We start from the raw sequence: 20,608 nt of genomic DNA on the forward strand, positions 1-20,608 counted from the left end.
TCGCGCCTTAGCAGCAACCGCTGCCGGAGCAGCAGCCGCCCTTGACGATCCCCTTGATGGCCACTTGCGGCGCAGGCAACCCGGCATAACGGGCCAGTTCGCTGCGACTCGGATAGCGGCCGGTCAACACCACCTGCCCCTCCACCAGCACCAGCGGCAACCCCTCCTCCCCGGCGTGGGTCAGAAAGGCGCAAACGGCCGGGGTCTCGGCAAATTGCATCGGCTGCTGGGCCAGATTGAAACGCTCGATGGCAACCCCCTGCTCCTTGGCCCAGGCAAGGTCGGCAGCAAAGGTGACCAGCGCCTGATCAACCTCGGTACCGCAGACACCGCTGGAGCAGCAGAGGGCGGGATCAAAAACCTGAATGGCTGACATGGTTTTACTCCTTGGTGCAGCAGGGCTGCGCAGGCAGAACATGGGGGGAGCAGGCTGACTCGGCACGCATCACGCCGCACGCCTCGGGATGACCGGCGCAGCACTCCTCGGTGAGGTAGGCGATCACATCCAGCATCAAGGGGATATTGGCGCGGTAGCGCAGAAAGCGCCCCTCCTGCGCCACCGACAGCAGACCGGCGTTAAGCATCGCCTTGAGGTGAAACGAGAGGGTGTTGGGGGCAATATCGAGCTCGCTGGCCAGTTCACCGGCGACCCGCCCCTCCAGCCCCGCCTTGACCAGCAGCCGCCACACATCGAGCCGGATGCCGGATGCCAGCGATTCAAAGACCTTGGTGGCCGTCTCTTTGTTCATAGTTGCCCCTCATTGGATGCTCTTTCATTTCAACTATACAAGAATTATTGAAATGATCAATTTGCAGACACCCTTTTCGCCATGATGCGAAGGCAGAGCAAAAGGATCGGGAGGAGAAGCCGGGCAGATATTGCTGCGGGGGAAACAAAGACGCCCTCCGGCAGGGAGGGCGTCAGCCAAGGGTCTGCAACAGACTCTTACTTGCTAGCAGGAACAGCGTTGAAGGTGAGCAGGGCTGCCTTGTTGGCATCGCTCAGGGTCAGCTGGTTGCCGCTGATGGAGTAGGTGGCCACCTTCTCCAGCTTTTGCAGGTACTCCATCTCTTTGTTCATCTCATCGCCGATGCACATCATGCGGGTGGCCCCCATGGCGCCCAGCGTCAAGACACCGTCGCCCTGCTGGGTGATGCCGCCAAAATAGCGATTGCAGCCGCCCTTGCCCGCCACCTTGCCATCGACAACTTGCAGGGTGAAGGTATCGCCGGTGGCGCCTTGCAGCTGCCAGCTGGATGCTTGCAGTTGAGCCATGCTGGAACCGGTTGCCATTGCGCAGCCTCCCAGTGCCAGCGCAGCCAGCAGAGTCAGTTTCTTGTTCATGGATTCACCTCTTAATGATTAGAGCCATCAATACGGCAGCCTGTTTATCATGGTCAGGGCGCACACCAAAGGATTTTATTGTGATCAAGCGTCACTTTACTCCCAACTGGCATGTGCCATGCTTAGGCTCAGTTCCGGACCCAGGGAGGGGAAACGAATGGTCAAATCGCTCATCATCACACTGCTTGCATCCTGCGCCAGCATGGCCGTACAGGCCGCCGACTGGGCAGTGGTTCAGCCGCAATCCAACCCGTCACTCTATGTCAAAAGTTACTCGGGTGTGCTGCTCAACGGCCATAGCCATCACAGCGACAGTTTTGATCTCTGGCTGGTCAATAGCGGCTATCAATATCCGGTGGTGGATGATGTGACGCTCTTTATGGAAGCGGGCCCGGCGGTGGCAGATCAGAATCGTCAATCGGGCTTCAACATGAGCTCGGGGGTGCGCTACCAACTCTCGCCATCCCTCAAGATTGGTAGCCAGATCAAACATCTCGAACTCAATCAGGGCAGCACCTTGCTGGAGCTCAACTCCAGCCTGCTGCTGACCCCCAGACTCTCCCTCACCGCCAACTATGGCGTCAGCGCCTTCACAGCCGATCAGGCGCTGAGTCTGGGAGTCGGTTTCAACTTCTGATGCTCACAGCAACGGCGTAGCGCTCACCACCACGCCGTTGCGATCCGCATAAACGTAATCCCCTTCGTGGATGGTCACGCCAGCAAAGCTGACCACAGCCCCCAGCGATCCCAACCCCCGTTTCTCGGTCTTGACCGGACAGGCCGCCAACGCCTTGACCCCGAGAGCCAGAGTCGCCAACGTGCCCACATCCCGCGCCGCGCCGTGGATCAGGATCCCCTCCCACCCCTGCTCCACTGCCTTGATGGCCAGTTGATCGCCAAGCAGCGCCCGGCGCAGCGAACCGCCACCATCGATCACCATCACCTTGCCGTGACCGGGACGAGTCACCAGATCCCGCACCAGACTGTTGTCTTCGTAACAGGAGAGGGTCACGGCACGACCGTAGAAGAGGGCCTTGCCACCAAAATCTTGAAAGACGGGATCAGCCACTTGCAACAAGTCGCCGTGCTGATCGCAGAGGTCGGGCAGGAGATCCAGCATGATTTGATTCCTTTCAGATGCATGAAGACGATCATTCTTTCATCAGGCGGTAATTCTGGCAATCCAGAAGGATTCAATATTACCCAGACAAACTGCTGATTTATCAATCAATACTGATACCAGCCAAAGCCGCCCCCCTTCAACCCAGTAAAACGCATTCTGGCCAAAGCGGGCAGCGATTCGACGGGCCTGTGGCAGGGAGAGCGCCACCGCCAGCGATGACTCCTGCCAGCGTTCGTCGCGGTCAGATCCCCAAAACGGGCCGACTATAGCCACCTGCAAATCCACGGTCAGATGGCGCCGAAGAGCCCGATCCCGGCGCCAATTGCGACGCTCACTGACTCGCTGGCTGGCGGGGTTCCAGGCGGTGATGATGGCAAAGGCAGGCCAGTCAGGTGGCTCAAATGGCGCGATGAAGCAGATATTTTTGTAGTTTTCCCACAAAATCATGTCAATCACATGTTACATTCCATTACATTTTATAGGGGCGAAAATGGGGTTCAGGCCAAGTATGATGCAGCTGTGCCAGGGTTTGACCTATATCAAAACAGAGTTAAAAAGTTGCTATCTGACGGCAAAGAGTGTTGTTATGCTCCTGTTAACTGATAAAATGCGGCCACTTTCGTAAGGGACGACCTTTCCAGGTTCTACTCGACCAGATTTGTCTGGAGCCTATAAGTGGCACAGGGATACTTGCCGGTACTGATGCCTAATTCGCGATATTCCGACCTGACGCTCATACCCAGGATGACGTAATAAATTTTCAGGATCAGTCAGGAAATCGGTTTGAAACGCCAAAGAGTGTTAAATTTAAGATAATTAACTGATAAGAATCTGGGAATACTCATGCAAACACCACACATTCTGATCGTCGAAGACGAGCTGGTCACACGCAATACCCTGAAAAGCATTTTTGAAGCGGAAGGCTACATCGTGCTCGAGGCCAACAACGGCGATGAGATGCATCAAGCCCTCACTTCCCACACCATCAATCTGGTGATCATGGACATCAACCTGCCGGGCAAGAATGGCCTGTTGCTGGCCCGTGAACTGCGTGAGAACGACAACATCGCCCTGATGTTCCTGACTGGTCGTGACAACGAAGTGGACAAGATCCTGGGTCTGGAGATCGGTGCCGATGATTACATCACCAAGCCGTTCAACCCCCGTGAACTGACCATCCGTGCCCGCAACCTGCTGAGCCGCACCATGAACGTGGCTGCCGGTGGCGAAGAGAAGAAGCTGGTTGAACGCTACCTGTTCAACGGCTGGGCGCTGGATATCAACAGCCGCGCACTGGTCAGCCCGACTGGCGACATGTTCAAGCTGCCGCGCTCCGAGTTCCGCGCCATGCTGCACTTCTGCGAAAACCCGGGCCAGATCCAGACCCGTGCCGAGCTGCTGAAAAAGATGACCGGCCGTGAGCTCAAGCCCCACGACCGTACTGTCGATGTGACCATCCGTCGCATTCGCAAGCACTTCGAAAGCGTCAACGACACCCCGGAGATCATCGCCACCATCCACGGCGAAGGCTACCGTTTCTGTGGTGAGCTGGAGCAGGAATAAGCTCCCGCTACGCTGTTGATCTGAAAAGGCGCCTCGGGCGCCTTTTCTGTCTCTACTGTTTTGCCTTAAAGGCTGAGAAACAGTGAGCGTGACGTCAAACGGCGCACAAGATAGATGAAAAACAAAAAGCCCACTCGCAGGAGTGGGCTTTTTGTTTTGAAGCTGGAGCGGGCAGCGGGAATCGAACCCGCATCATCAGCTTGGAAGGCTGAGGTAATAGCCATTATACGATGCCCGCCTGGCATCTGAATTTGGAGCGGGTGATGGGAATCGAACCCACGTATGCAGCTTGGGAAGCTACCGTTCTACCATTGAACTACACCCGCGTCAGGGCTCCTACTATATGCATTTTGCCGCCAAGCGCAATGCTGCTCCTGCCATTTTTTTCAATAAATCAATCTGTTCGGACAAGGATTGAGCAGTCGGTTGCTTTTTCCATCAAACATTTTCAACACAGATAATTTACAAGGTTGCCAAGGCCAAACGGCAAGGATAGTCTTGCGCCACTCGACGCGAGGATGGTGGTAATGGATAAAAAAACACAAAAACGTCTCTATGGCTGGTTGCGCAAGCAATCGAGTCACGGTCGCCGCTGGATCACGATATCCATCGCTTTTGGCCTTGGCCAGGGCATTCTTATGGTGGCGCAAGCCTGGCTGCTGGCAACCCTGTTGCACGGCTTCATCATCGAAGGCTCTACCCCTGAACAATCCATCACACTCTTTATTACCCTGCTGCTGGTGACGCTTGGCAAGGCCGCGCTGGCCTATGGCCGCGAAGTGGCCAGTTTCAAGGCGGGCAGCGCGGTGCGCCAGACCATCCGCCAGTTGGTGCTCACTCGCTTAAGCCGTCTTGGCCCCGCCTATATCCAGCGCCGCCCGGCCGGTAGCTGGGCCAGTCTGTTGCTGGAACAGATTGAAAACATGCAGGATTTCTTCTCCCGCTATCTGCCGCAGATGGCTATCGCCGTTTTTATTCCAGTGGTTATTCTGGTGGCCGTGTTCCCGGTCAACTGGGCGGCGGGCCTGATCCTGCTGGGTACAGCACCCCTCATCCCCATCTTTATGATCCTGGTCGGTGTCGGCGCCGCCGATGCCAACCGCCGCAACTTCCAGGCGCTGGCTCGTCTCTCCGGTCACTTCCTCGATCGCCTGAAAGGGCTGCGCACGCTGCAACTCTTTATGCGTACCCAGGCGGAAGGTGACGCCATCCGCGACGCCTCGGAAGATTTTCGCGAGCGCACCATGGAGGTGCTGCGCCTGGCATTTTTGAGCACCGCCGTGCTGGAGTTCTTCGCCGCCATCTCGGTGGCGCTGGTTGCCGTCTACTTCGGCTTCTCCTATATCGATCACCTCAACTTTGGCCATTATGGCGGCAAGGTCACCCTCTTTACCGGTCTGTTCGTGCTGTTTCTCGCCCCCGAGTTCTACGCCCCGCTGCGGGAACTGGGTGCCCACTACCACGCCAAGGCGCAGGCCATCGGCGCTGCCGAGCAGCTGCTGGAGTTCCTCGAAGCCGAGGTGAGCGAACCTGCCGCTGGCACGGTCCCCTTCCATGCCGACAGCCCGGTCAAGGTAGAGGCCAGAGGTCTTGAAGTGCTGAGCGCCGAAGGCAAGGTGCTGGTCGGCCCGATCGATTTCACCCTGGAAGCCGGTTCGCGCACCGCCCTTATCGGCGTCAGCGGCGCAGGCAAGAGCTCGCTGGTCAACGCCCTGCTCGGCTTTGCCCCCTATCGCGGCGAGCTCAAGGTGAACGGGCAGGAGCTCGCCACCCTCGACATGACCCAGTGGCGCCTGCAGCTGGGCTGGCTCTCGCAAAACCCGCAGCTGTTCCACGCCTCCTTGCGCGACAACCTGCTGCTGGCCAAGCCAACGGCCAGCGATGCCGAGCTGGAAGATGCCCTGAAACGGGCGCAGGCGTGGGAATTTGCCATGGAGAAGGGGCTCGACTATCCGGTTGGCGATCAGGCGGGCGGCCTCTCGGTCGGTCAGGCCCAGCGCCTCGCACTGGCGCGCACCCTGCTCAAATCGACCCAACTGATGGTGCTGGACGAACCGACCGCCAGTCTGGATCGCCACTCCGAGCGCGCCATCATGACCACCCTTGAGCAGGTGATGGCTGGCCAGACCCTGCTGATGATCACCCACCGCCTCGACCAGCTTACCAAGATGGACAAGATCCTGGTGCTGGCGCGCGGCCAACTGGTGGAGCAAGGCAGCTTCCAGCAACTTAGTTCTGGGCAGGGGCCTTTTGCCCGTCTGCTCTCCCAACGTTCCGGAGGTTCTCTCGATGAGTGATCTGTTGCCATTTCTGCGCCTCTACCGCCAACACTGGCTCAGCCTCTCCCTCGGTCTGCTGCTGGCGCTGGTGACTCTGGTAGCCGGCATGGGGCTGCTATCGCTCTCCGGCTGGTTCCTCTCCGCCGCCGCCGTCGCGGGGATGGCGGTCGCCAGCCGCGACAGCTTCAACTACATGACCCCCGCAGGCGGGGTACGCTTCTTTTCCATCGTCCGCACCGCCGGTCGCTGGGGTGAGCGGGTGGTGAGCCACGATGCCACCTTCCGGGTGCTGACCCGGTTGCGGGTCTGGTTCTGGCAGAAACTCTCGCCGCTCTCCACCGGTACCCTGGCCGGTTTCCGTCAGGCGGATCTGCTCAACCGGCTGGTGGCCGACATCGATGCGATGGACCACGTCTACCTGCGGCTGATCACCCCCATCGGCGCGGCCCTGCTCAGCACTGCCGGACTGGTCTTCTTCCTGTCGTTTTTCGACAGTCGCCTCGCCCTTACCCTGGGTGCCATTCTGCTGTTTGGCATGATCGCCCTGCCGCTGGTGTTCTACTTCCTCGGCCGTCGCCCCGGTCAGGCGCTGATTGCCGAAAAATCGACCCTCCGCACCCGGATGGTGGACTATCTGGATGGTCAGGCCGAGCTGCAGATGTTTGCCGCCGCCCCCAAGGCGCTGGTTGAGCTGCAACAGGCCGAGCAGGCGCTGCTAACCGCACAGGCCCGCATGGCCAAGGTGAGCGGGCTGGCCAACTTCTCGGTGCAACTGCTGAGCGGCTGGACCCTGACCCTGATGCTCTGGCTGACCGGTCATGGGGTAGCGGGTGCTGCGCCCGACCCCATTACCGCACTGATGGTCTTTGCCACCCTGGCAAGCTTCGAGGCACTGATGCCGCTGGCGGGGGCTTTCCAGCACCTCTCCACCAGCCTCACCTCGGCACGCCGCCTGAACGAGATCCTGCAAGAGGCAAAAGCCCCCGTGTGGGGCGACGAGCAGACCCACACCACCGCTGGCGCGCTGCAGATCAATGACCTCTATTTTGGCTACCCCGGCAACCCCCAGCCGGTGCTGCGTGGCTGCACCCTGCAACTGCACGCTGGGGAAAAGCTGGCGCTGCTGGGCCAGACCGGCTGCGGCAAATCGACCCTGATGGGGCTACTGACCCGGGAGTGGAGCCCGCAGGCGGGCAAGATCCTGCTGGATGGCAAGCCGCTCACCGACTACAGCGAAGGGGCGCTGCGCGCCTCCATCTCGGTAGTGAGCCAGCGGGTGCATCTGTTTGCCGATACCCTGCGGGGCAACCTCAAGCTGGCCGCCCCGACCGCCACTGACGAACAGCTGATTGCGGTGCTGACCCAGGTCGGGCTGGCCAATCTGCTGGAAGATGAGGCGGGCCTCGATGCCTGGCTGGGTGACGGCGGCCGCCCCCTCTCCGGTGGCGAACGTCGCCGTATCGGCATTGCTCGCGCCCTGCTGCACGATGCGCCGCTCTGGCTGCTGGACGAACCGACCGAAGGGCTCGACAGCCAGACCGAGCGGGAGATCATGGATCTGCTGTTCAAGCTGGGGGCAGATCGCACCTTGCTGCTCATCTCCCACCGCTTGCTGGGGATGGAGCAGATGGACCGGATTGCCCTGATGGAAGAGGGGCAGATCCGCCTCTGCGCCCCTCACCACGAGCTGCTTACGGATGATTACTACCGCAGCCTCTATCAGCGGCTGGCTCCGGTTTGATATCAGCCTGATATCAGGCTGATGGGGGTCACACCCTGACAACCGGGCGCAAAACGGGGCTGGTCGCCGCAGGCGGCTGGCCCCTATAATGTCCCCCTCATTATTCAACAAGATGCCGACATGGAGCGCCTGCGCATTTCTACTGTCCTCATCACCGACACAAGATACGAGACGATGAAACGCCTGATCCTGATGATGCCCCTGATTGCCTCCGGCTGTGCCAACTACGCCTTCAACAGCAATCTGGATAAAGAGAACTTCGACGAATATTTCAAACCCGGTAGCGTGCGCATCTACGAACAGGATGAGCTGGCCAACCTCAACTACCTCTACCTCGGCACCATCGAGGGTGAATCCTGCCAGGCCGATGCCAACCAGCCGGTGCCCAACGCCGGTGAAGCGCGCACCCTGGCTCGCCGCCGCGCGGCCGACATGGGTGGCAACGGCGTCACCATCGACAAGTGCGCCGAGTTCAGCGACACCCCGGGCTGCCTGAAACAGGTGATCTGCTACGGGCAGGCGCTGAAAGTGGCCGAAGAGAAGTAACCCACTGTCATGGCCCTCGCTATCGTTCGCCTTGGCAGCCCGCGCCTGCCCGATGAGGGGCTGCGGATCGGCACGGTGCGCCGCCCGCCCCGCGGCGTACCCAAGAGCGAATTTGCCAGCCAGCATTGGTACGATGTCTGGTTTCCCAACCTCGCCCCCAGCAGCGAGACCATGAAGCTGGGGCAGGCAGCCGAGACACCGGCTCAGTGGGCGGCGTTTGGCAAGCAGTACAAGACCGAGATGGCGCAACCTGCCGCCAGGCACGATCTGGCGCTGCTGGCCGCCCTCTCCCACACCACCAATCTGTCGGTGGGTTGCTACTGCGAGCAGGAGTCCCACTGCCATCGCGCCATTTTGAAAGAGCTGCTGGTAGCCGCAGGCGCCGCCATTCGTTAGGACGGCGAGCGAAGACGGCACCATGGGGAATCTCGTCAACCGATCTTCGGTAGCCATCAGGTATGAATAGACAGAGAGGGCATCCTGCGGGATGCCCTCTCTAGTTGTGTTCGCGCTAGCGCAGCAATTTTCCGCAGCAGCGGCTCGATGCACCTCTCCTATTGCAGACTGGGCTCCAGCAACTGCTGCCGCAGCGAAGTCTCCTGTGCCTGAGTCATGGCATGTTCCGCCACCCCGGCGGCAGGCGCGATGGCCAGCCAATGGGCAAGATCGGCGGCGGTCTCCTCCAGCGGCCGGAAGTTCAAGCCCTTAACAATGGCAGCTTCGGCGCTGAGCGAGCCGTAACCGGCAAACTCCGCCTGTGCGCAGGGCAGCAGGGTGGGATAGCTCTGCCAGGGCTCGATTCCGGCCGCCATCAGGGCCGACCAGGGCAACCACTCGGGCTGGATGGAGCGGGCGGGCTGCAACCGGGCGCTCAGCCGCTCCAGCCAGTCGCAGAGGGTAATGCCGGGCTTGAGCAAGTTGAATGTGCCCCCCAACTGCTGCTCGGCGGCCCGCAACACAAACTCGGCACAGTCGCGCACATCGAGATACTGCAAGCGATCCTCGCCACTGCCCGGCAGCAACCAGGGCCCGCCCTGCTGCACCCGCTTAATCCACCAAGCCATGCGCCCGGTAGGATCATGGGGGCCGCACAGCACGCCCGGGCGCAGGATGCAGAGCCGCTCGCCCCAGCGGGCTCGATACTCCAGCTCGCACAACACCTTGAGGGGGCCATAGTCAGTGGGCATTTCCCCTTCGGGGATAGCATGAAGCGGCGCCGACTCATTCATCCCGGGCATTGAGAAATCGCGATAGACGCTGATGGTGGAGATAAAGATGAGCCGTGCGCAGCGCCCGAGCAAGGCCGCCGAGAGGCTCACCGCCTGCTCGGGGCGATAGCAGCAGGTGTCGATGACAAGATCCCACTGCAACCCGGCCCCTTGCAGGGCGCTCAGGCTCTTGTCCCGGTCGCCGGTGAGCTGCACCAGATCTCGCCAGTCCGGATGCTGGTGCAGGCCGCGGTTGAACAGGGTTACTTCATGGCCCCAATCCAGCGCCAGCGCGGTGAGGTGGCGCCCCAAAAAGCCGGTGCCACCGATAATCAGCAGTTTCATCCCTCTCCCTCCCCTTCGGCGCGAGTGCGCACATTTCATCCTGACACGCCAATTGCCTCCACCCTACGCAACTTGGCGCGCGGGCACAGCCCCCGACTGGCCGGGATGGGACAGGGATCACGGCAGCGCCGCAGAAATGGGCATATTGAGGCCAAACCTGCGTTTTGGGGCCGCCTGTGCTAAATTGCCGGGGTTTTCAGTCAGGATCCGCCATGAAGTTCGAAATCGACACCCTCGGGATCATCCGCTCTCCCTACAAGGAGAAGTTCGCCATCCCCCGCCAGCCCGGTCTGGTCAAATCGTCCCGCGCCCGCCTCGAGCTGCTCCCCCCTTACGATCAGCCGGATGTGCTGCGCGGCATCGAGCAGTTCTCCCATCTGTGGCTCAGCTTCGTCTTTCACCAGACCATGGCGCAGGGCTGGCACCCGACGGTGCGCCCGCCGCGCCTTGGCGGCAACGAGCGGGTCGGCGTCTTTGCCACTCGCTCCACCTTCCGCCCCAATCCCCTCGGCCTCTCGGTGGTCGAGCTGCACGGGGTCGGCCGTGAGCGGGGCAAACTGTGGCTGGAGCTGGGGGCGGTGGATCTGCTCGATGGCACCCCCATCGTCGATATCAAGCCCTATATCCCCTATGCCGACAGCCTGCCGGATGCCCTCGGCGGCTTTGCCCCCGACGCCCCCACCCCGCCGCTGGCGGTGAGTTTCAGTGCCGAGGCCGAGCAGCAGCTGCAACCCTGGCTCAAGGCCCATCCCGAGCTGCGCCAGCTGGTGAGCGAAGTGCTGGCACAAGATCCGCGCCCCGCCTACAAGAAGGGCAAGCCGGATGAGAAGGAGTACGGGGTACGGCTATTTGACTGCAATGTCCGTTTTCGCATCAGCGAACCAGCGTGTCTGGTGCTGGCCATCGAGCCCGCCTGATCCTTCATTCCCGCGAAAGGGCACTCTCGGTCGCTGATGAACCATTTTTCACAACGGCTTCACGCCACCGCGAGTTTAATGAACCTGTAAATTGTGTGGCATTGATCAGCCAATCTCCCCTGCCACTGGTGGTACCCTTTGGCTTCAGTATCAGGTGCAAGGAGAGAGGCTCCCTGCTCTGACTGACACCAGCGGTATGCTGCCGAGTAATGGCAACTGTGACAGCCCGGCTGTCGCGCCAATGGATCTGGCTTCGCCCCGCCCTTCTCGTTACGCGGGGGATGCCACACGGATGTGACCACTTATCTGAAGGAACAAACCTATGCTGATGAACAGTGAACAACGCTACGGCACCCTCAGTCTCGGGCTGCACTGGCTGACCCTGTGGGCCATGATCGCCGTCTACGCCCTGATCGAATTTCGCGATATCTTCCCCAAAGGCGACCCGGGCCGGGATCTGATGAAGGAGTGGCACTTTATGCTGGGGCTGCTCATCTTCGCCCTGGTGTTTATCAGACTGGCACTGCGCTGGATGAGCCCGACGCCCCGTATCGTGCCCGAGCTATCGCCCCTGATGCACAAACTGGCCCACCTCGCCCATATCGCCCTCTACGGTTTTCTCATTCTCACCCCGCTGTTTGGCTGGCTGCTGCTGAGCGCCGGGGGCAAGCCCATTCCCTTCTTCGGGCTCGAGCTGCCAGCCCTGCTCTCCCCCAACCCGGATCTCAAGGGGCTGATCAAGGAGGTGCACGAGACGCTGGGCAATATCGGTTATGCCCTGATCGCCCTGCACACGGTGGCCGCGCTCTTCCACCACCATGTGCTGAAAGACAACACCCTCACCAATATGCTGCCGCCGCGCCGCAGCTAACCGGTAACAGGGAAAAACAGAGGGGGCCATCCTGGCCCCCTCTTGATCGCTGAACAGCTTGCAACCCTATCTTACGTCTGGCACCCAAAATTACGCCTGCTTGGCCAGCTCCTCGGCCAACTTGCCCTTGGGCTCCTGCGGCAGCTTCTTCACATTGCTCCTGTTCTCCGGCTGCTTGACCTCTGACAAGGCTTGCAACACGGGATCGGCCTTGCCTGCCAGTGTTGGCTGGGACTGACCGACAAAGTTGCCCCCCTTGCAGATGGAGAGGCTGCCCCCCTTGAAGCTCCCCTGCATCTTGCCGCTCTCCAGGATCTCCACCTCGGCGGAGGTGCACGTCCCCTCCAGCAGGCCATTGATGATCACATGAGGCGCACTCACGTCACCCTCGACACTGCCCCCCGCCATGATGCGCAGCACACCGCCGGTGAGCTGGATGGTGCCATCGAAGTGACCGCGCACCTCCAGATCCCCATCGACCTGCAACTCACCCTTGAAGCGGGCTCCGGCGGCAACCACTGTGGCCCCAGCCGATGCGGTAGCCGCACCACCATTTTTTCTTCCAAACATCCGGACTCTCTCCACCAACAACACAAGCAGAACCAGCGACATCGGCGCCACTGGCCACAGAAAACAGGGTGACCCCAACACGTAGAGCAGCAAGGCTGCCCCCCAGCAGAGCCAGACAATATAGAGGAAGTCGCTACGCTCTCGCTGTTGCAGTCGCGCCAGCAACCTCCCGGCCATCTCTCTCATCACATCAAACCTTTCGCAGCATGGCCGCCCCACAGGATCAGGCCAACATGCCATCGACAACATCGGACACTAGTTAAACGACCAGTTGCAGCAAACTCTGAAGTCCCGGTGATTCAGTCCCGATACAGGAGTGGCAAGATAGGATTCGAATTGACTCGAAGCGACATACACTTTCTAATTGACAGCCTGGATCCCTATGACCGTTCACATCATGAAAATTCTGTTGGTCGAAGACGACAAGCTGCTCAATCACCACCTCTCCTCCCTGCTGACCGAAGCCGACAATCAGGTCTACAGTACTGACAAGGCCGGGATTGCACTGCACTACGCCGCCGACTACCCCATTGATGTGGCGATCATCGATCTTGGCCTGCCCGATATGGATGGCCTGCAACTGATCCGCCAACTGCGCGAACGGCAGATCCCCTTCCCCATCATTGTGCTGACCGCCCGTGGCAACTGGCAGGACAAGGTCGAAGGGCTGGAAGCGGGGGCAGATGACTATCTGGTCAAACCGTTCCAGAAAGATGAGCTGCTGGCCCGCCTCAATGCGCTGGTGCGCCGCAGTGCCGGCTTTATCTCGCCCAGAGTGAAGGCGGGTGATTACGAGCTGGATCTCTCCCGCAAGGAGCTGACCATCGCCGGAGAAGTGGCGGTGCTCACCAGCTTTGAATACCTCATTCTGGAGTACCTGATGCGCAATGCCCGTCAGGTGGTCTCCAAGCAGCAACTGCTCGACCAGCTCTACGGCGACGGCGAAGGGGACCCCAACACCATCGAGGTGATGGTGAGCCGCCTGCGCAAGAAGCTGGATCCGGAAGGGACGATTCAACCCATCTCCACCATTCGGCGTCAGGGCTACATCTTCAACCTCTCGTGTAACTGATGCAGTTTCATCTGCCGAGACCCATCAAGATGATCCGCCGCTCCCTGCACATCAAACTGCTGCTCAGCTCGCTGCTGGTCATCGCGCTGATCATGGGCTTTGCCGTCTACGCCCTCTACCTCGGCCACGTCGAGGAGCAGAGCCAGAAAGCCAGCGCCCGGATGCAGGAGAATCTGGCCAAACTCTTCTCCTCCACCGAGCCGGATGACAAGGGGCCCACCGTCGAGCTGGGGCGCATGTCCCGCAAGGCCGGCGATCGCAACCTCGATACCCTGATCTGCCGCGCCGATGGCGAACTGGTCTGGTCGAGCCTCCATATGCCGGAGGTGATCAAGGCCAAACAGACCATCTGCCGCGACCTGATGAAGTATCTGGGGGGGATGGATCTCGACTACTTCTTCAAGAAGCACACCATCAAGAACGGCGAGAGCTACTTCGTCTACAGCCTGCGCTTTATCCGCAATCCCGGCAGTGGCACCACCGCCTACTACGTGGTGATGATCGACTCGGCCAAACGCTATCACGCAGAGTCCCGCGCCTACCTCTACCAGACCGCCCGACAGGCCCTGCTCGCCTATATGCTGCTGGCCGGACTGCTGCTGCTCACCACCTTCTGGAGCCTCAGCTCCCTGCGCACCATCGCCCACCAGATCGACGATATCCGGGCCGGCAAGCGCGATGCACTCTCGAGCGATGTTGAACGGGAGCTGGCCCCGCTGACCGACTCCATCAACCAGCTGCTGGAGAACGAACGCCAGCAGACCCAGCGCTACCAGCATGCCCTCAACGATCTCGCCCACAGCCTGAAAACCCGGCTGGCGCTGATCCAGATGACCACCCAGGAGATCAAGCTGGGACGGGATATGCACGACAACATCAACGAACAGATCCTCACCATGGATCAGATGATCCAGTACCAGCTCAGACGCGCCGTCACCGGCCGTCAGCGCCTTGCCAGCAAGGGCACCGAGCCGGTGCCGCTGATTGAAAAGCTGCTGGCCAGCCTGACCAAGGTCTATCGCCACAAGAAGCTGCAAACCCACTTCACCTTCGATGATGACGCCCTCTTTCACGGCGAACAGGGCGACCTGATGGAGTTGATGGGCAACCTGCTCGACAACGCCTGCAAGTTTGCCATCAGCGAAGTGAAGGTGACGGTGCACCGCCATCTCGAACGGCTGCGCATCGAAGTGGAAGATGATGGCCCCGGTATCGATCCGGCCAAATCGGAGCAGATCTTCCAGCGCGGCGTGCGGGCCGACAGCTCACCGGGCCAGGGCATCGGTCTGGCGGTGGTGACCGAGATCGTCCACAGCTACGGCGGCCAGATCCGGGTCGATGAATCCCCCCTCGGCGGCGCCCGCTTTACCCTGGAGCTGCCCTGATCGGCATTGCCCTGCGCAGCCTCGCCAACATCCTCCTATAACAAGGCCCCCGACATCGGGGGCCTTACCGTTGCTACCCCTCGAACGATTCAATTTATTGATCCGGCACAGATTATCGCCCTCCGGCCCTTCCACCACCGGCTTCAATCGGTATCATGGTTACGCGGCAACAAGCCTCTCCCGGAGCCACGCCATGAGCCTTCGCTGTCATAAGGGGGTTATCCGCAGAACATGGGTTAAAAGCAGCAAACCAAGGGCTGAAACTTGGGGGCGGTAGCGAACTCTTTCTTTAAATATCCAAAACACCCGGTTGATACATGTTGTATTTTGGAGGCTATTCAATGCGAGCGCCTTTTCAAGTATTAATTATCCCATATAAAAAAGAAGATATTGAAACGCGTTTTCTACTCGGGCGCAGAAAAGATAATGGTGCATGGCAAGCTATTTCTGGTGGCGGTGAGGATGGTGAGTCTTTACTCGAGGCTGCCCAGCGAGAATTACTGGAAGAGACATCTTTAGTTGGGAAAAATTGGCAGCAGCTGGATTCTATGTGCATGTTGCCAAAGGTCTACTACACCGGCCATGAACATTGGATAAACCATCGTTATGTCATCCCAGAGCATTCCTTTGCTGTACACGTGACTGGTGATCCTCGGTTATCAGCAGAACATTGTGAATTTCGTTGGTGCGGAGCTCTTGAGGCAAGCCATCTTCTTAAATATGACTCAAATAAAATAGCGTTATGGGAGTTATGCGAGCGACTTGAGATACAGCTTGGCTAGTTTCATCAAAATGGTTAACGAGGATGTTTCAAAGCGTGTATTTTACAGCGCTCTGAACCAACGTGGTTATGGCTACTCGCAGTAGTCCAACACAAACCAAGTCATGCAATATAAATTGCACGATAGTTATATTTAAGGATGATTTATGAGCCGCGTGATATTAAAAGGATTTATTATCGTACCTCCTAACGATTTAACTGCGGTCAAGGATGATCTTGATAACCATATCCAGCTCACCCGCGCTGAAACAGGCTGCCTGATCTTTAAGGTGACTCAAGACGCTCTCAATCCCTGCCGATTTGATGTCTACGAAGAGTTTGTTGATGAGACAGCCTTTCAAGCCCATCAGACCAGAGTCACATCCTCCCGCTGGGGGAAAATAACCATCAATGTTGAGCGCTTTTATACAGTGACAGAAAGTACGGTAACAGGCATGACGTCGACAGGGATGGCATAAATCACAGCCTTGCCGTTTGGCCAAGACCATAGACAGATACCAGCCATGGGCTGTCACTCATCTCTTGTCCGTGAATGGCCGATTACGCAGTGCTAATCGAGCCTGCGTTACTTCCACTCTTTGTGATTGAGGCCACTATGATCCGCCCATTCTTAACAACAGATCTGGATGCCGCCGTCGAGCTCTGGTATCAGACATCGCTGCAAGCCCACGACTTTATTCCCGCCGCCTTTTGGCGCGAGCAACGGACAGCGATGCGGGATATTTACCTGCCCACCAGCAAGAGCTGGGTCTATGAGGAGGAGGGTCAGCTGCTGGGCTTTATCTCCTGGTATCAGGGGACTATCGCAGCGCTGTTTATCTCCCCTGACCAGCAGTCACACGGGCTGGGTCGCCGACTGCTCGAGCACCTCAAGGCCCAATATGACCGGCTCGAGTTGACGGTCTACGCCGAAAATGAGCAGGCGCGGCGCTTCTATTCCCGCAACGGTTTCAAAGAGGGTGAACAGCAGTTGTGCGAGCATAGCGGCCGCCCCGAGCTGGTGATGCATTGGCAACGGGATTAAGCGGGTCGCCCATAGCGATGGCGGGCAGCCTTTGCCTGTTTTTTGGCCGCCTTGAATGCCATGGCGGCATTCTCTACAATGACCCACTTTTTATTCATTTCGAGTTATATCGATGAGCGATACCAGCACCAAACCGGCTCTGCCGGATCACCTCTCCTGCAATCCCCGCAGCGCCCACTATGTGGCCGCCTGCTTCGAGCACCCGATCGGTATTCGCCTGAACGGCAAAGAGCGCACCGATGTCGAGGAGTACTGCATCAGCGAAGGTTGGGTGAAGATCCCCTCCCCCAAAGCGCTGGATCGCCGTGGTCAGCCCATCCTGATCAAGCTCAAGGGCACCGTTGAAGCCTTCTACAGCTAAACAGCGCTCTGCTGCATGATAAACAAGGCCACCCTCGCGGTGGCCTTGTTGTTTCTGATATTTGTGCTGGCATCTGCGCTCGCATCGCTGCCAGCACCAGCCCGCATCTCTTGCTGGGCTGCCCTTTATACCCCCAACCGGTCACGCAAGGTGTACCAGGCGGCGCCGGCGGCGGTGAAGGGGATACGGAACAGGCGGCCACCCGGGAAGGGGTAGTGCGGCAGTTTGGCAAAGGCGTCGAAGCGCTCCGCCTGGCCGCTCAGCACTTCGGAGAGCAGCTTGCCCGCCAGATGGGTACAGGTGACACCGTGACCGCTGTAGCCCTGCATGTAGTAGATGTTGGGGCCGATACGGCCAAACTGCGGCAGCCGCGACAGGGTGAGCAGGAAGTTGCCGGTCCAGGTGTACTCCACCTTGACCCCCGCCAGCTGCGGGAAGGTCTTGAGCATCTTGGGGATGATCAGCCGCTCGATATCCGCCGGATCCCGCGCGCCATAGACCACGCCGCCGCCATAGAGCAGCCGGTGATCGCCGGAGGTGCGGTAGTAGTCGAGCAGGTAGTTGCAATCCTCCAGACAGTAGTTTTGTGGCAACAGTGAGCGGGCCCGCTCCTCCCCCAGCACTTCGGTGGCAATCACCTGGGTGCCGCAAGGCATGCTCTTGGCGGCAAGCTCGGGCACCAGATTGCCGAGGTAGGCGTTGCCCGCCACCACGATAAAGCGCGCCTTCACCGCCCCTTTGGCGGTCTTGACCAGTGCGGGTTGGCCCGGGGTGATGCTGGTGACGGCGGACTGTTCGAAGATCTGCCCCCCCTGCATGCGGATCGCTTCCGCCTCCCCCAACGCCAGATTGAGGGGGTGGATATGGCCGCCGCTCTTGTCGAGCAGGGCGCCGACGTAGCGATCGCTCGCCACCACCTCCCGTACCCCCTTGGCATCGAGCAGCTCCAGCTGGTCGTTGCCCCACTTCTGCCAGCGCGCCTGCTGCGCCTTGAGCTCGTGCAGCTGCTTCTCGGTCTCGGCGGCAAAGACGCCCCCCTGCTGCAGATCGCACTGGATGTTGTAGCGCTTGATCCGCTCGCGGATGATCTGGCCCCCCTCAAACAGCATGGAACCGAGCAGCCTGGCCTGATCCGGCGGGCAGTTCGCTTCTATGGTGTCGATGTCGCGGCTGTAGGAGTTGACGATCTGACCGCCGTTGCGGCCGCTGGCGCCAAAGCCGACCCGGGCTGCCTCCAGCACCACCACCTTGTAGCCCTTCTCCACCAGATGCAGGGCGCTGGAGAGGCCGGTATAACCCGCCCCGATGACGCAGACGTCGCACTCCAGCTGTTCGGTCAATGTCGGGTAGGGCGCGTGTTTATTGGCGCTGGCTGCGTAGTAACTGTTTACATGTTCGGTCATGATCCCTGTTTCCTTACCGGTTCGGTTGCCAAACTACTGTCAGGATTAAAAGCTCGCCGGGGTGTGGGCGCTGACGATGCGACAGGTCTGCCCCGACGGATTGCTGAAGCTGTGGGGCTCGCCGGTGTCGATCACATAGCTGTCGCCCGCCTCCAGCTGATAACTCTGGCCTGCCACCGTCAGGGTCACAGATCCCTCCAGCACGGTGCCGACCTCCTCCCCCTGATGGGTCACCTGACCGCCGGTGTCGGTGCCGGGGGGATAGGTCTCCAGCATAAAGCCGAGCTGGCGGCGGTTGTTGCCGTTGTGTACCAACTTGAGGGAGACCCCCTGACTGCCCAGCTCGATCAGCTGATCCGCCTTGATCACCACCTCCGGGGTACGGCTCTCCTCCTCGGCGAAGAAGCGCGACAGCGGCAGGCCGTAGATGGTGAGCAGCTTTTGCAGGGAGGCGACCGAGGGGCTCACCTTGTCCTGCTCGATCATGCAGATGGCGCCGTGGGTCAGGCCGCTCAGCTCGGCCGCCCGCCGCTGGGAGAGCCCCAGCTGATGGCGCACCGCCGCCAGCCGCTCCCCCATGGTGCGCGCCCCGACGTCTGCCGCACTCGGCCCACGGGCCACGCTCTCCCTGCTCAGTGGCCCGCTCATGGCAAGCCTCCTCTTGCTGCGCTATCTCTGCGTCCTTGCATCATCAGCACCTCCTGCGCACGCCTGGTAGCGCGCTGCCTGTTCACCCAGCTGGTTAAAATAGCCGACCAGCTTTCCCTTGCCGTTCACAATGTTACACCACGCAACCGTTCATTATTTTGCACACCCATTTTGCCCACGCTCGATCACACATCCCATCTTGACGGGGTAAACTGCGCTACACAGCCCATTTTCTAGCACGCAGCACACCGACAATTCAAATATATTTAACACTTGAAAAACATTTCAGCTCAAATTATGGTCTTCCTGTGCTTATTATTTTATACGGCAGCGGCGCAGGAAGGGTCGGTTCACTCCGACAACCAGCTGCTCTGACCCACACTCGAGGCTTGCTATGTCAGTAACAATGTCAGGAACAACCACCGACTCCAGCTTGATCACATCCCGCGCCTATATAGATGGAGAGTGGTGCGCTGCCGCCAGCGGCCGCACCTTCGAGGTCACCAACCCCGCCAGCGGGGCCGTCATTACCCAGGTGCCCGACATGGATGCCGAGGATACCCGCCGCGCCATCGCGGCCGCCCACGCGGCGCAACCCGCCTGGGCGGCACTGACCGCCAAGGAGCGCAGCAGCAAGCTCTACGCCTGGTTTACCGCCATCACCGCCCACAGCGACGAGCTGGCCCGCATCATGACCTGCGAGCAGGGCAAGCCGCTGGCCGAGGCCAAGGGCGAGGTGGCCTACGGCGCCAGCTTTATCCAGTGGTTCGCCGAGGAGGGCAAGCGCGCCTATGGCCGCACCATTCCGGGCTTTAGCGGCGACCGCCGTCTGGCCACCATCAAACAGCCGGTCGGGGTGGTCGCCGCTATTACCCCGTGGAACTTCCCCATTGCCATGATCACCCGCAAGGCGGGCCCGGCGCTGGCCGCCGGTTGCACCATCGTCATCAAGCCTGCTGCCGAGACCCCGCTCTGCGCGCTGGCACTGGCCGCCTTGGCCGAGCAGGCGGGCATCCCCGCCGGTGTCATCAATATCGTCACCAGCCATCAGGCGAGCGCGGTGGGCAACGAGCTGTGCAGCAATCCGGTGGTACGCAAGCTCTCCTTCACCGGCTCCACCCGCATCGGCAAGCTGCTGATGCGCCAGTGCGCCGACACCATGAAGAAGCTGTCGCTGGAGCTGGGTGGCAACGCCCCCTTTATCGTCTTTGATGACGCCGACCTCGATGCCGCAGTGGCCGGGGCGCTCGCCTCCAAATACCGCAACGCCGGGCAGACCTGCGTCTGCGCCAACCGCATTCTGGTGCAGGCCAGCGTCTACGACGCCTTCGCCGAGAAGCTGACCGCTGCCGTCAGCGCCTTCAAGGTGGGGGATGGCATGGCGGAGGGCACCCAGATCGGCCCGCTGATCAACCCCGCCGCCGCC

The 20,608-nt window shown here is 60.1% G+C and carries 24 protein-coding genes and 2 tRNA genes; 15 read left to right on the top strand and 11 right to left on the bottom strand.

The annotated features are described in order from the left end of the window. Window positions 1-7: 7 nt before the first annotated feature. From arsD to LD28_RS0113360, 3 genes are all read right to left on the bottom strand, one after another. On the bottom strand, window positions 8-376 hold the full coding sequence (arsD, locus tag LD28_RS0113350) for an arsenite efflux transporter metallochaperone ArsD (RefSeq protein ID WP_033137452.1): 369 nt from the start codon (window positions 374-376) through the stop codon (window positions 8-10). Window positions 377-380: 4 nt separating this feature from the next. After that, the gene (locus LD28_RS0113355) at window positions 381-749 is read right to left on the bottom strand and encodes an ArsR/SmtB family transcription factor (RefSeq protein ID WP_033137453.1); all 369 of its coding nucleotides are present in this window, start codon (window positions 747-749) and stop codon (window positions 381-383) included. 197 nt (window positions 750-946) lie between these two features. After that, window positions 947-1,345 (bottom strand): META domain-containing protein, encoded by a 399-nt coding sequence (locus LD28_RS0113360; protein WP_033137454.1) that lies wholly within the window; start codon window positions 1,343-1,345, stop codon window positions 947-949. A 157-nt stretch (window positions 1,346-1,502) separates the two neighbouring features. Between LD28_RS0113360 and LD28_RS0113365 the strand changes: the two genes are divergently transcribed. Continuing rightward, window positions 1,503-1,982 carry a hypothetical protein gene (locus LD28_RS0113365; protein ID WP_033137455.1) on the top strand — a complete coding sequence of 160 codons (480 nt, stop codon included), beginning with the start codon at window positions 1,503-1,505 and terminating at the stop codon, window positions 1,980-1,982. A 3-nt stretch (window positions 1,983-1,985) separates the two neighbouring features. Here LD28_RS0113365 and LD28_RS0113370 read toward each other — a convergent pair whose 3' ends face one another. Together LD28_RS0113370 and LD28_RS0113375 are read right to left on the bottom strand one after the other, a co-directional pair. Next, entirely contained in the window at window positions 1,986-2,465 is a 480-nt protein-coding gene (locus LD28_RS0113370) for a putative 4-hydroxy-4-methyl-2-oxoglutarate aldolase (RefSeq protein WP_033137456.1), read from the bottom strand. A gap of 42 nt (window positions 2,466-2,507) precedes the next feature. Then, entirely contained in the window at window positions 2,508-2,915 is a 408-nt protein-coding gene (locus LD28_RS0113375) for a DUF3293 domain-containing protein (protein ID WP_081959577.1), read from the bottom strand. 396 nt (window positions 2,916-3,311) lie between these two features. Here LD28_RS0113375 and arcA point away from each other — a divergent pair, with 396 nt between their 5' ends. Beyond that, the gene (gene arcA / locus LD28_RS0113380; protein ID WP_005338193.1) at window positions 3,312-4,031 is read left to right on the top strand and encodes a two-component system response regulator ArcA; all 720 of its coding nucleotides are present in this window, start codon (window positions 3,312-3,314) and stop codon (window positions 4,029-4,031) included. Window positions 4,032-4,194: 163 nt separating this feature from the next. Here arcA and LD28_RS0113385 read toward each other — a convergent pair. Continuing rightward, a tRNA-Gly gene (locus tag LD28_RS0113385) sits at window positions 4,195-4,269 on the bottom strand. A 14-nt stretch (window positions 4,270-4,283) separates the two neighbouring features. Then, window positions 4,284-4,357: transfer RNA gene (locus LD28_RS0113390), tRNA-Gly, on the bottom strand. Window positions 4,358-4,558: 201 nt separating this feature from the next. On the opposite strand from LD28_RS0113390, the gene cydD reads away from it, so the two are divergent. The 4 genes from cydD (at window position 4,559) to LD28_RS0113410 (ending at window position 8,993) form a co-directional block, all read left to right on the top strand. After that, window positions 4,559-6,328 (top strand): heme ABC transporter permease/ATP-binding protein CydD, encoded by a 1,770-nt coding sequence (gene cydD, locus LD28_RS0113395; protein ID WP_033137458.1) that lies wholly within the window; start codon window positions 4,559-4,561, stop codon window positions 6,326-6,328. Then, entirely contained in the window at window positions 6,321-8,051 is a 1,731-nt protein-coding gene (cydC, locus tag LD28_RS0113400) for a heme ABC transporter ATP-binding protein/permease CydC (protein ID WP_033137459.1), read from the top strand. Before cydD ends, cydC begins: the two co-directional genes overlap by 8 nt. A gap of 174 nt (window positions 8,052-8,225) precedes the next feature. After that, complete coding sequence (gene rcsF, locus LD28_RS0113405) at window positions 8,226-8,597, top strand: Rcs stress response system protein RcsF (RefSeq protein ID WP_033137460.1); 372 nt, start codon at window positions 8,226-8,228, stop codon at window positions 8,595-8,597. A gap of 9 nt (window positions 8,598-8,606) precedes the next feature. Continuing rightward, window positions 8,607-8,993 carry a DUF488 domain-containing protein gene (locus tag LD28_RS0113410; RefSeq protein ID WP_033137461.1) on the top strand — a complete coding sequence of 129 codons (387 nt, stop codon included), beginning with the start codon at window positions 8,607-8,609 and terminating at the stop codon, window positions 8,991-8,993. 158 nt (window positions 8,994-9,151) lie between these two features. On the opposite strand, the gene LD28_RS0113415 is transcribed toward LD28_RS0113410, so the two are convergent. Continuing rightward, a complete protein-coding gene (locus tag LD28_RS0113415; RefSeq protein ID WP_033137462.1) occupies window positions 9,152-10,150 on the bottom strand; it encodes an NAD-dependent epimerase/dehydratase family protein in 999 nt (332 codons plus the stop codon). 212 nt (window positions 10,151-10,362) lie between these two features. Between LD28_RS0113415 and tsaA the strand changes: the two genes are divergently transcribed. After that, window positions 10,363-11,067, top strand: a complete 705-nt coding sequence (gene tsaA, locus LD28_RS0113420) for a tRNA (N6-threonylcarbamoyladenosine(37)-N6)-methyltransferase TrmO (protein ID WP_033137463.1) — start codon at window positions 10,363-10,365, stop codon at window positions 11,065-11,067. Between the two features lie 322 nt (window positions 11,068-11,389). Next, a complete protein-coding gene (locus LD28_RS0113425) occupies window positions 11,390-11,938 on the top strand; it encodes a cytochrome b (protein WP_033137464.1) in 549 nt (182 codons plus the stop codon). A 90-nt stretch (window positions 11,939-12,028) separates the two neighbouring features. On the opposite strand, the gene LD28_RS0113430 is transcribed toward LD28_RS0113425, so the two are convergent. Next, window positions 12,029-12,694 carry a bactofilin family protein gene (locus tag LD28_RS0113430; protein ID WP_033137465.1) on the bottom strand — a complete coding sequence of 222 codons (666 nt, stop codon included), beginning with the start codon at window positions 12,692-12,694 and terminating at the stop codon, window positions 12,029-12,031. A gap of 211 nt (window positions 12,695-12,905) precedes the next feature. On the opposite strand from LD28_RS0113430, the gene LD28_RS0113435 reads away from it, so the two are divergent. From LD28_RS0113435 to LD28_RS0113450, 6 genes are all read left to right on the top strand, one after another. Continuing rightward, window positions 12,906-13,580: a response regulator gene (locus tag LD28_RS0113435; protein ID WP_033137473.1), complete on the top strand. Its 675-nt coding sequence runs from the start codon at window positions 12,906-12,908 to the stop codon at window positions 13,578-13,580. Next, entirely contained in the window at window positions 13,580-14,965 is a 1,386-nt protein-coding gene (locus tag LD28_RS0113440; protein WP_033137466.1) for an ATP-binding protein, read from the top strand. The genes LD28_RS0113435 and LD28_RS0113440 overlap by 1 nt, the downstream gene beginning before the upstream one ends. A 317-nt stretch (window positions 14,966-15,282) precedes the next feature. Beyond that, complete coding sequence (locus LD28_RS22530; protein WP_206538763.1) at window positions 15,283-15,747, top strand: NUDIX hydrolase; 465 nt, start codon at window positions 15,283-15,285, stop codon at window positions 15,745-15,747. Between the two features lie 145 nt (window positions 15,748-15,892). Continuing rightward, window positions 15,893-16,204, top strand: coding sequence for a putative quinol monooxygenase (locus LD28_RS22535; RefSeq protein ID WP_081959571.1), 312 nt, complete (start codon window positions 15,893-15,895; stop codon window positions 16,202-16,204). 137 nt (window positions 16,205-16,341) lie between these two features. Further along, window positions 16,342-16,770: an N-acetyltransferase gene (locus LD28_RS0113445; protein WP_033137467.1), complete on the top strand. Its 429-nt coding sequence runs from the start codon at window positions 16,342-16,344 to the stop codon at window positions 16,768-16,770. Between the two features lie 112 nt (window positions 16,771-16,882). Then, window positions 16,883-17,131, top strand: coding sequence for a DUF3297 family protein (locus LD28_RS0113450; RefSeq protein ID WP_033137468.1), 249 nt, complete (start codon window positions 16,883-16,885; stop codon window positions 17,129-17,131). A 125-nt stretch (window positions 17,132-17,256) separates the two neighbouring features. On the opposite strand, the gene LD28_RS0113455 is transcribed toward LD28_RS0113450, so the two are convergent. Together LD28_RS0113455 and puuR are read right to left on the bottom strand one after the other, a co-directional pair. Then, window positions 17,257-18,534, bottom strand: coding sequence for an NAD(P)/FAD-dependent oxidoreductase (locus LD28_RS0113455; RefSeq protein ID WP_033137469.1), 1,278 nt, complete (start codon window positions 18,532-18,534; stop codon window positions 17,257-17,259). A 45-nt stretch (window positions 18,535-18,579) separates the two neighbouring features. Next, entirely contained in the window at window positions 18,580-19,182 is a 603-nt protein-coding gene (gene puuR / locus LD28_RS0113460; RefSeq protein WP_033137470.1) for an HTH-type transcriptional regulator PuuR, read from the bottom strand. A 406-nt stretch (window positions 19,183-19,588) separates the two neighbouring features. Between puuR and LD28_RS0113465 the strand changes: the two genes are divergently transcribed. Further along, on the top strand, window positions 19,589-20,608 hold a 1,020-nt coding region (locus LD28_RS0113465), incomplete at its 3' end, for an aldehyde dehydrogenase family protein (RefSeq protein WP_033137474.1).

The sequence above is a fragment of the Aeromonas finlandensis genome (genome assembly GCF_000764645.1).
In the GTDB taxonomy this organism is placed as follows: Bacteria; Pseudomonadota; Gammaproteobacteria; order Enterobacterales; family Aeromonadaceae; genus Aeromonas; species Aeromonas finlandensis.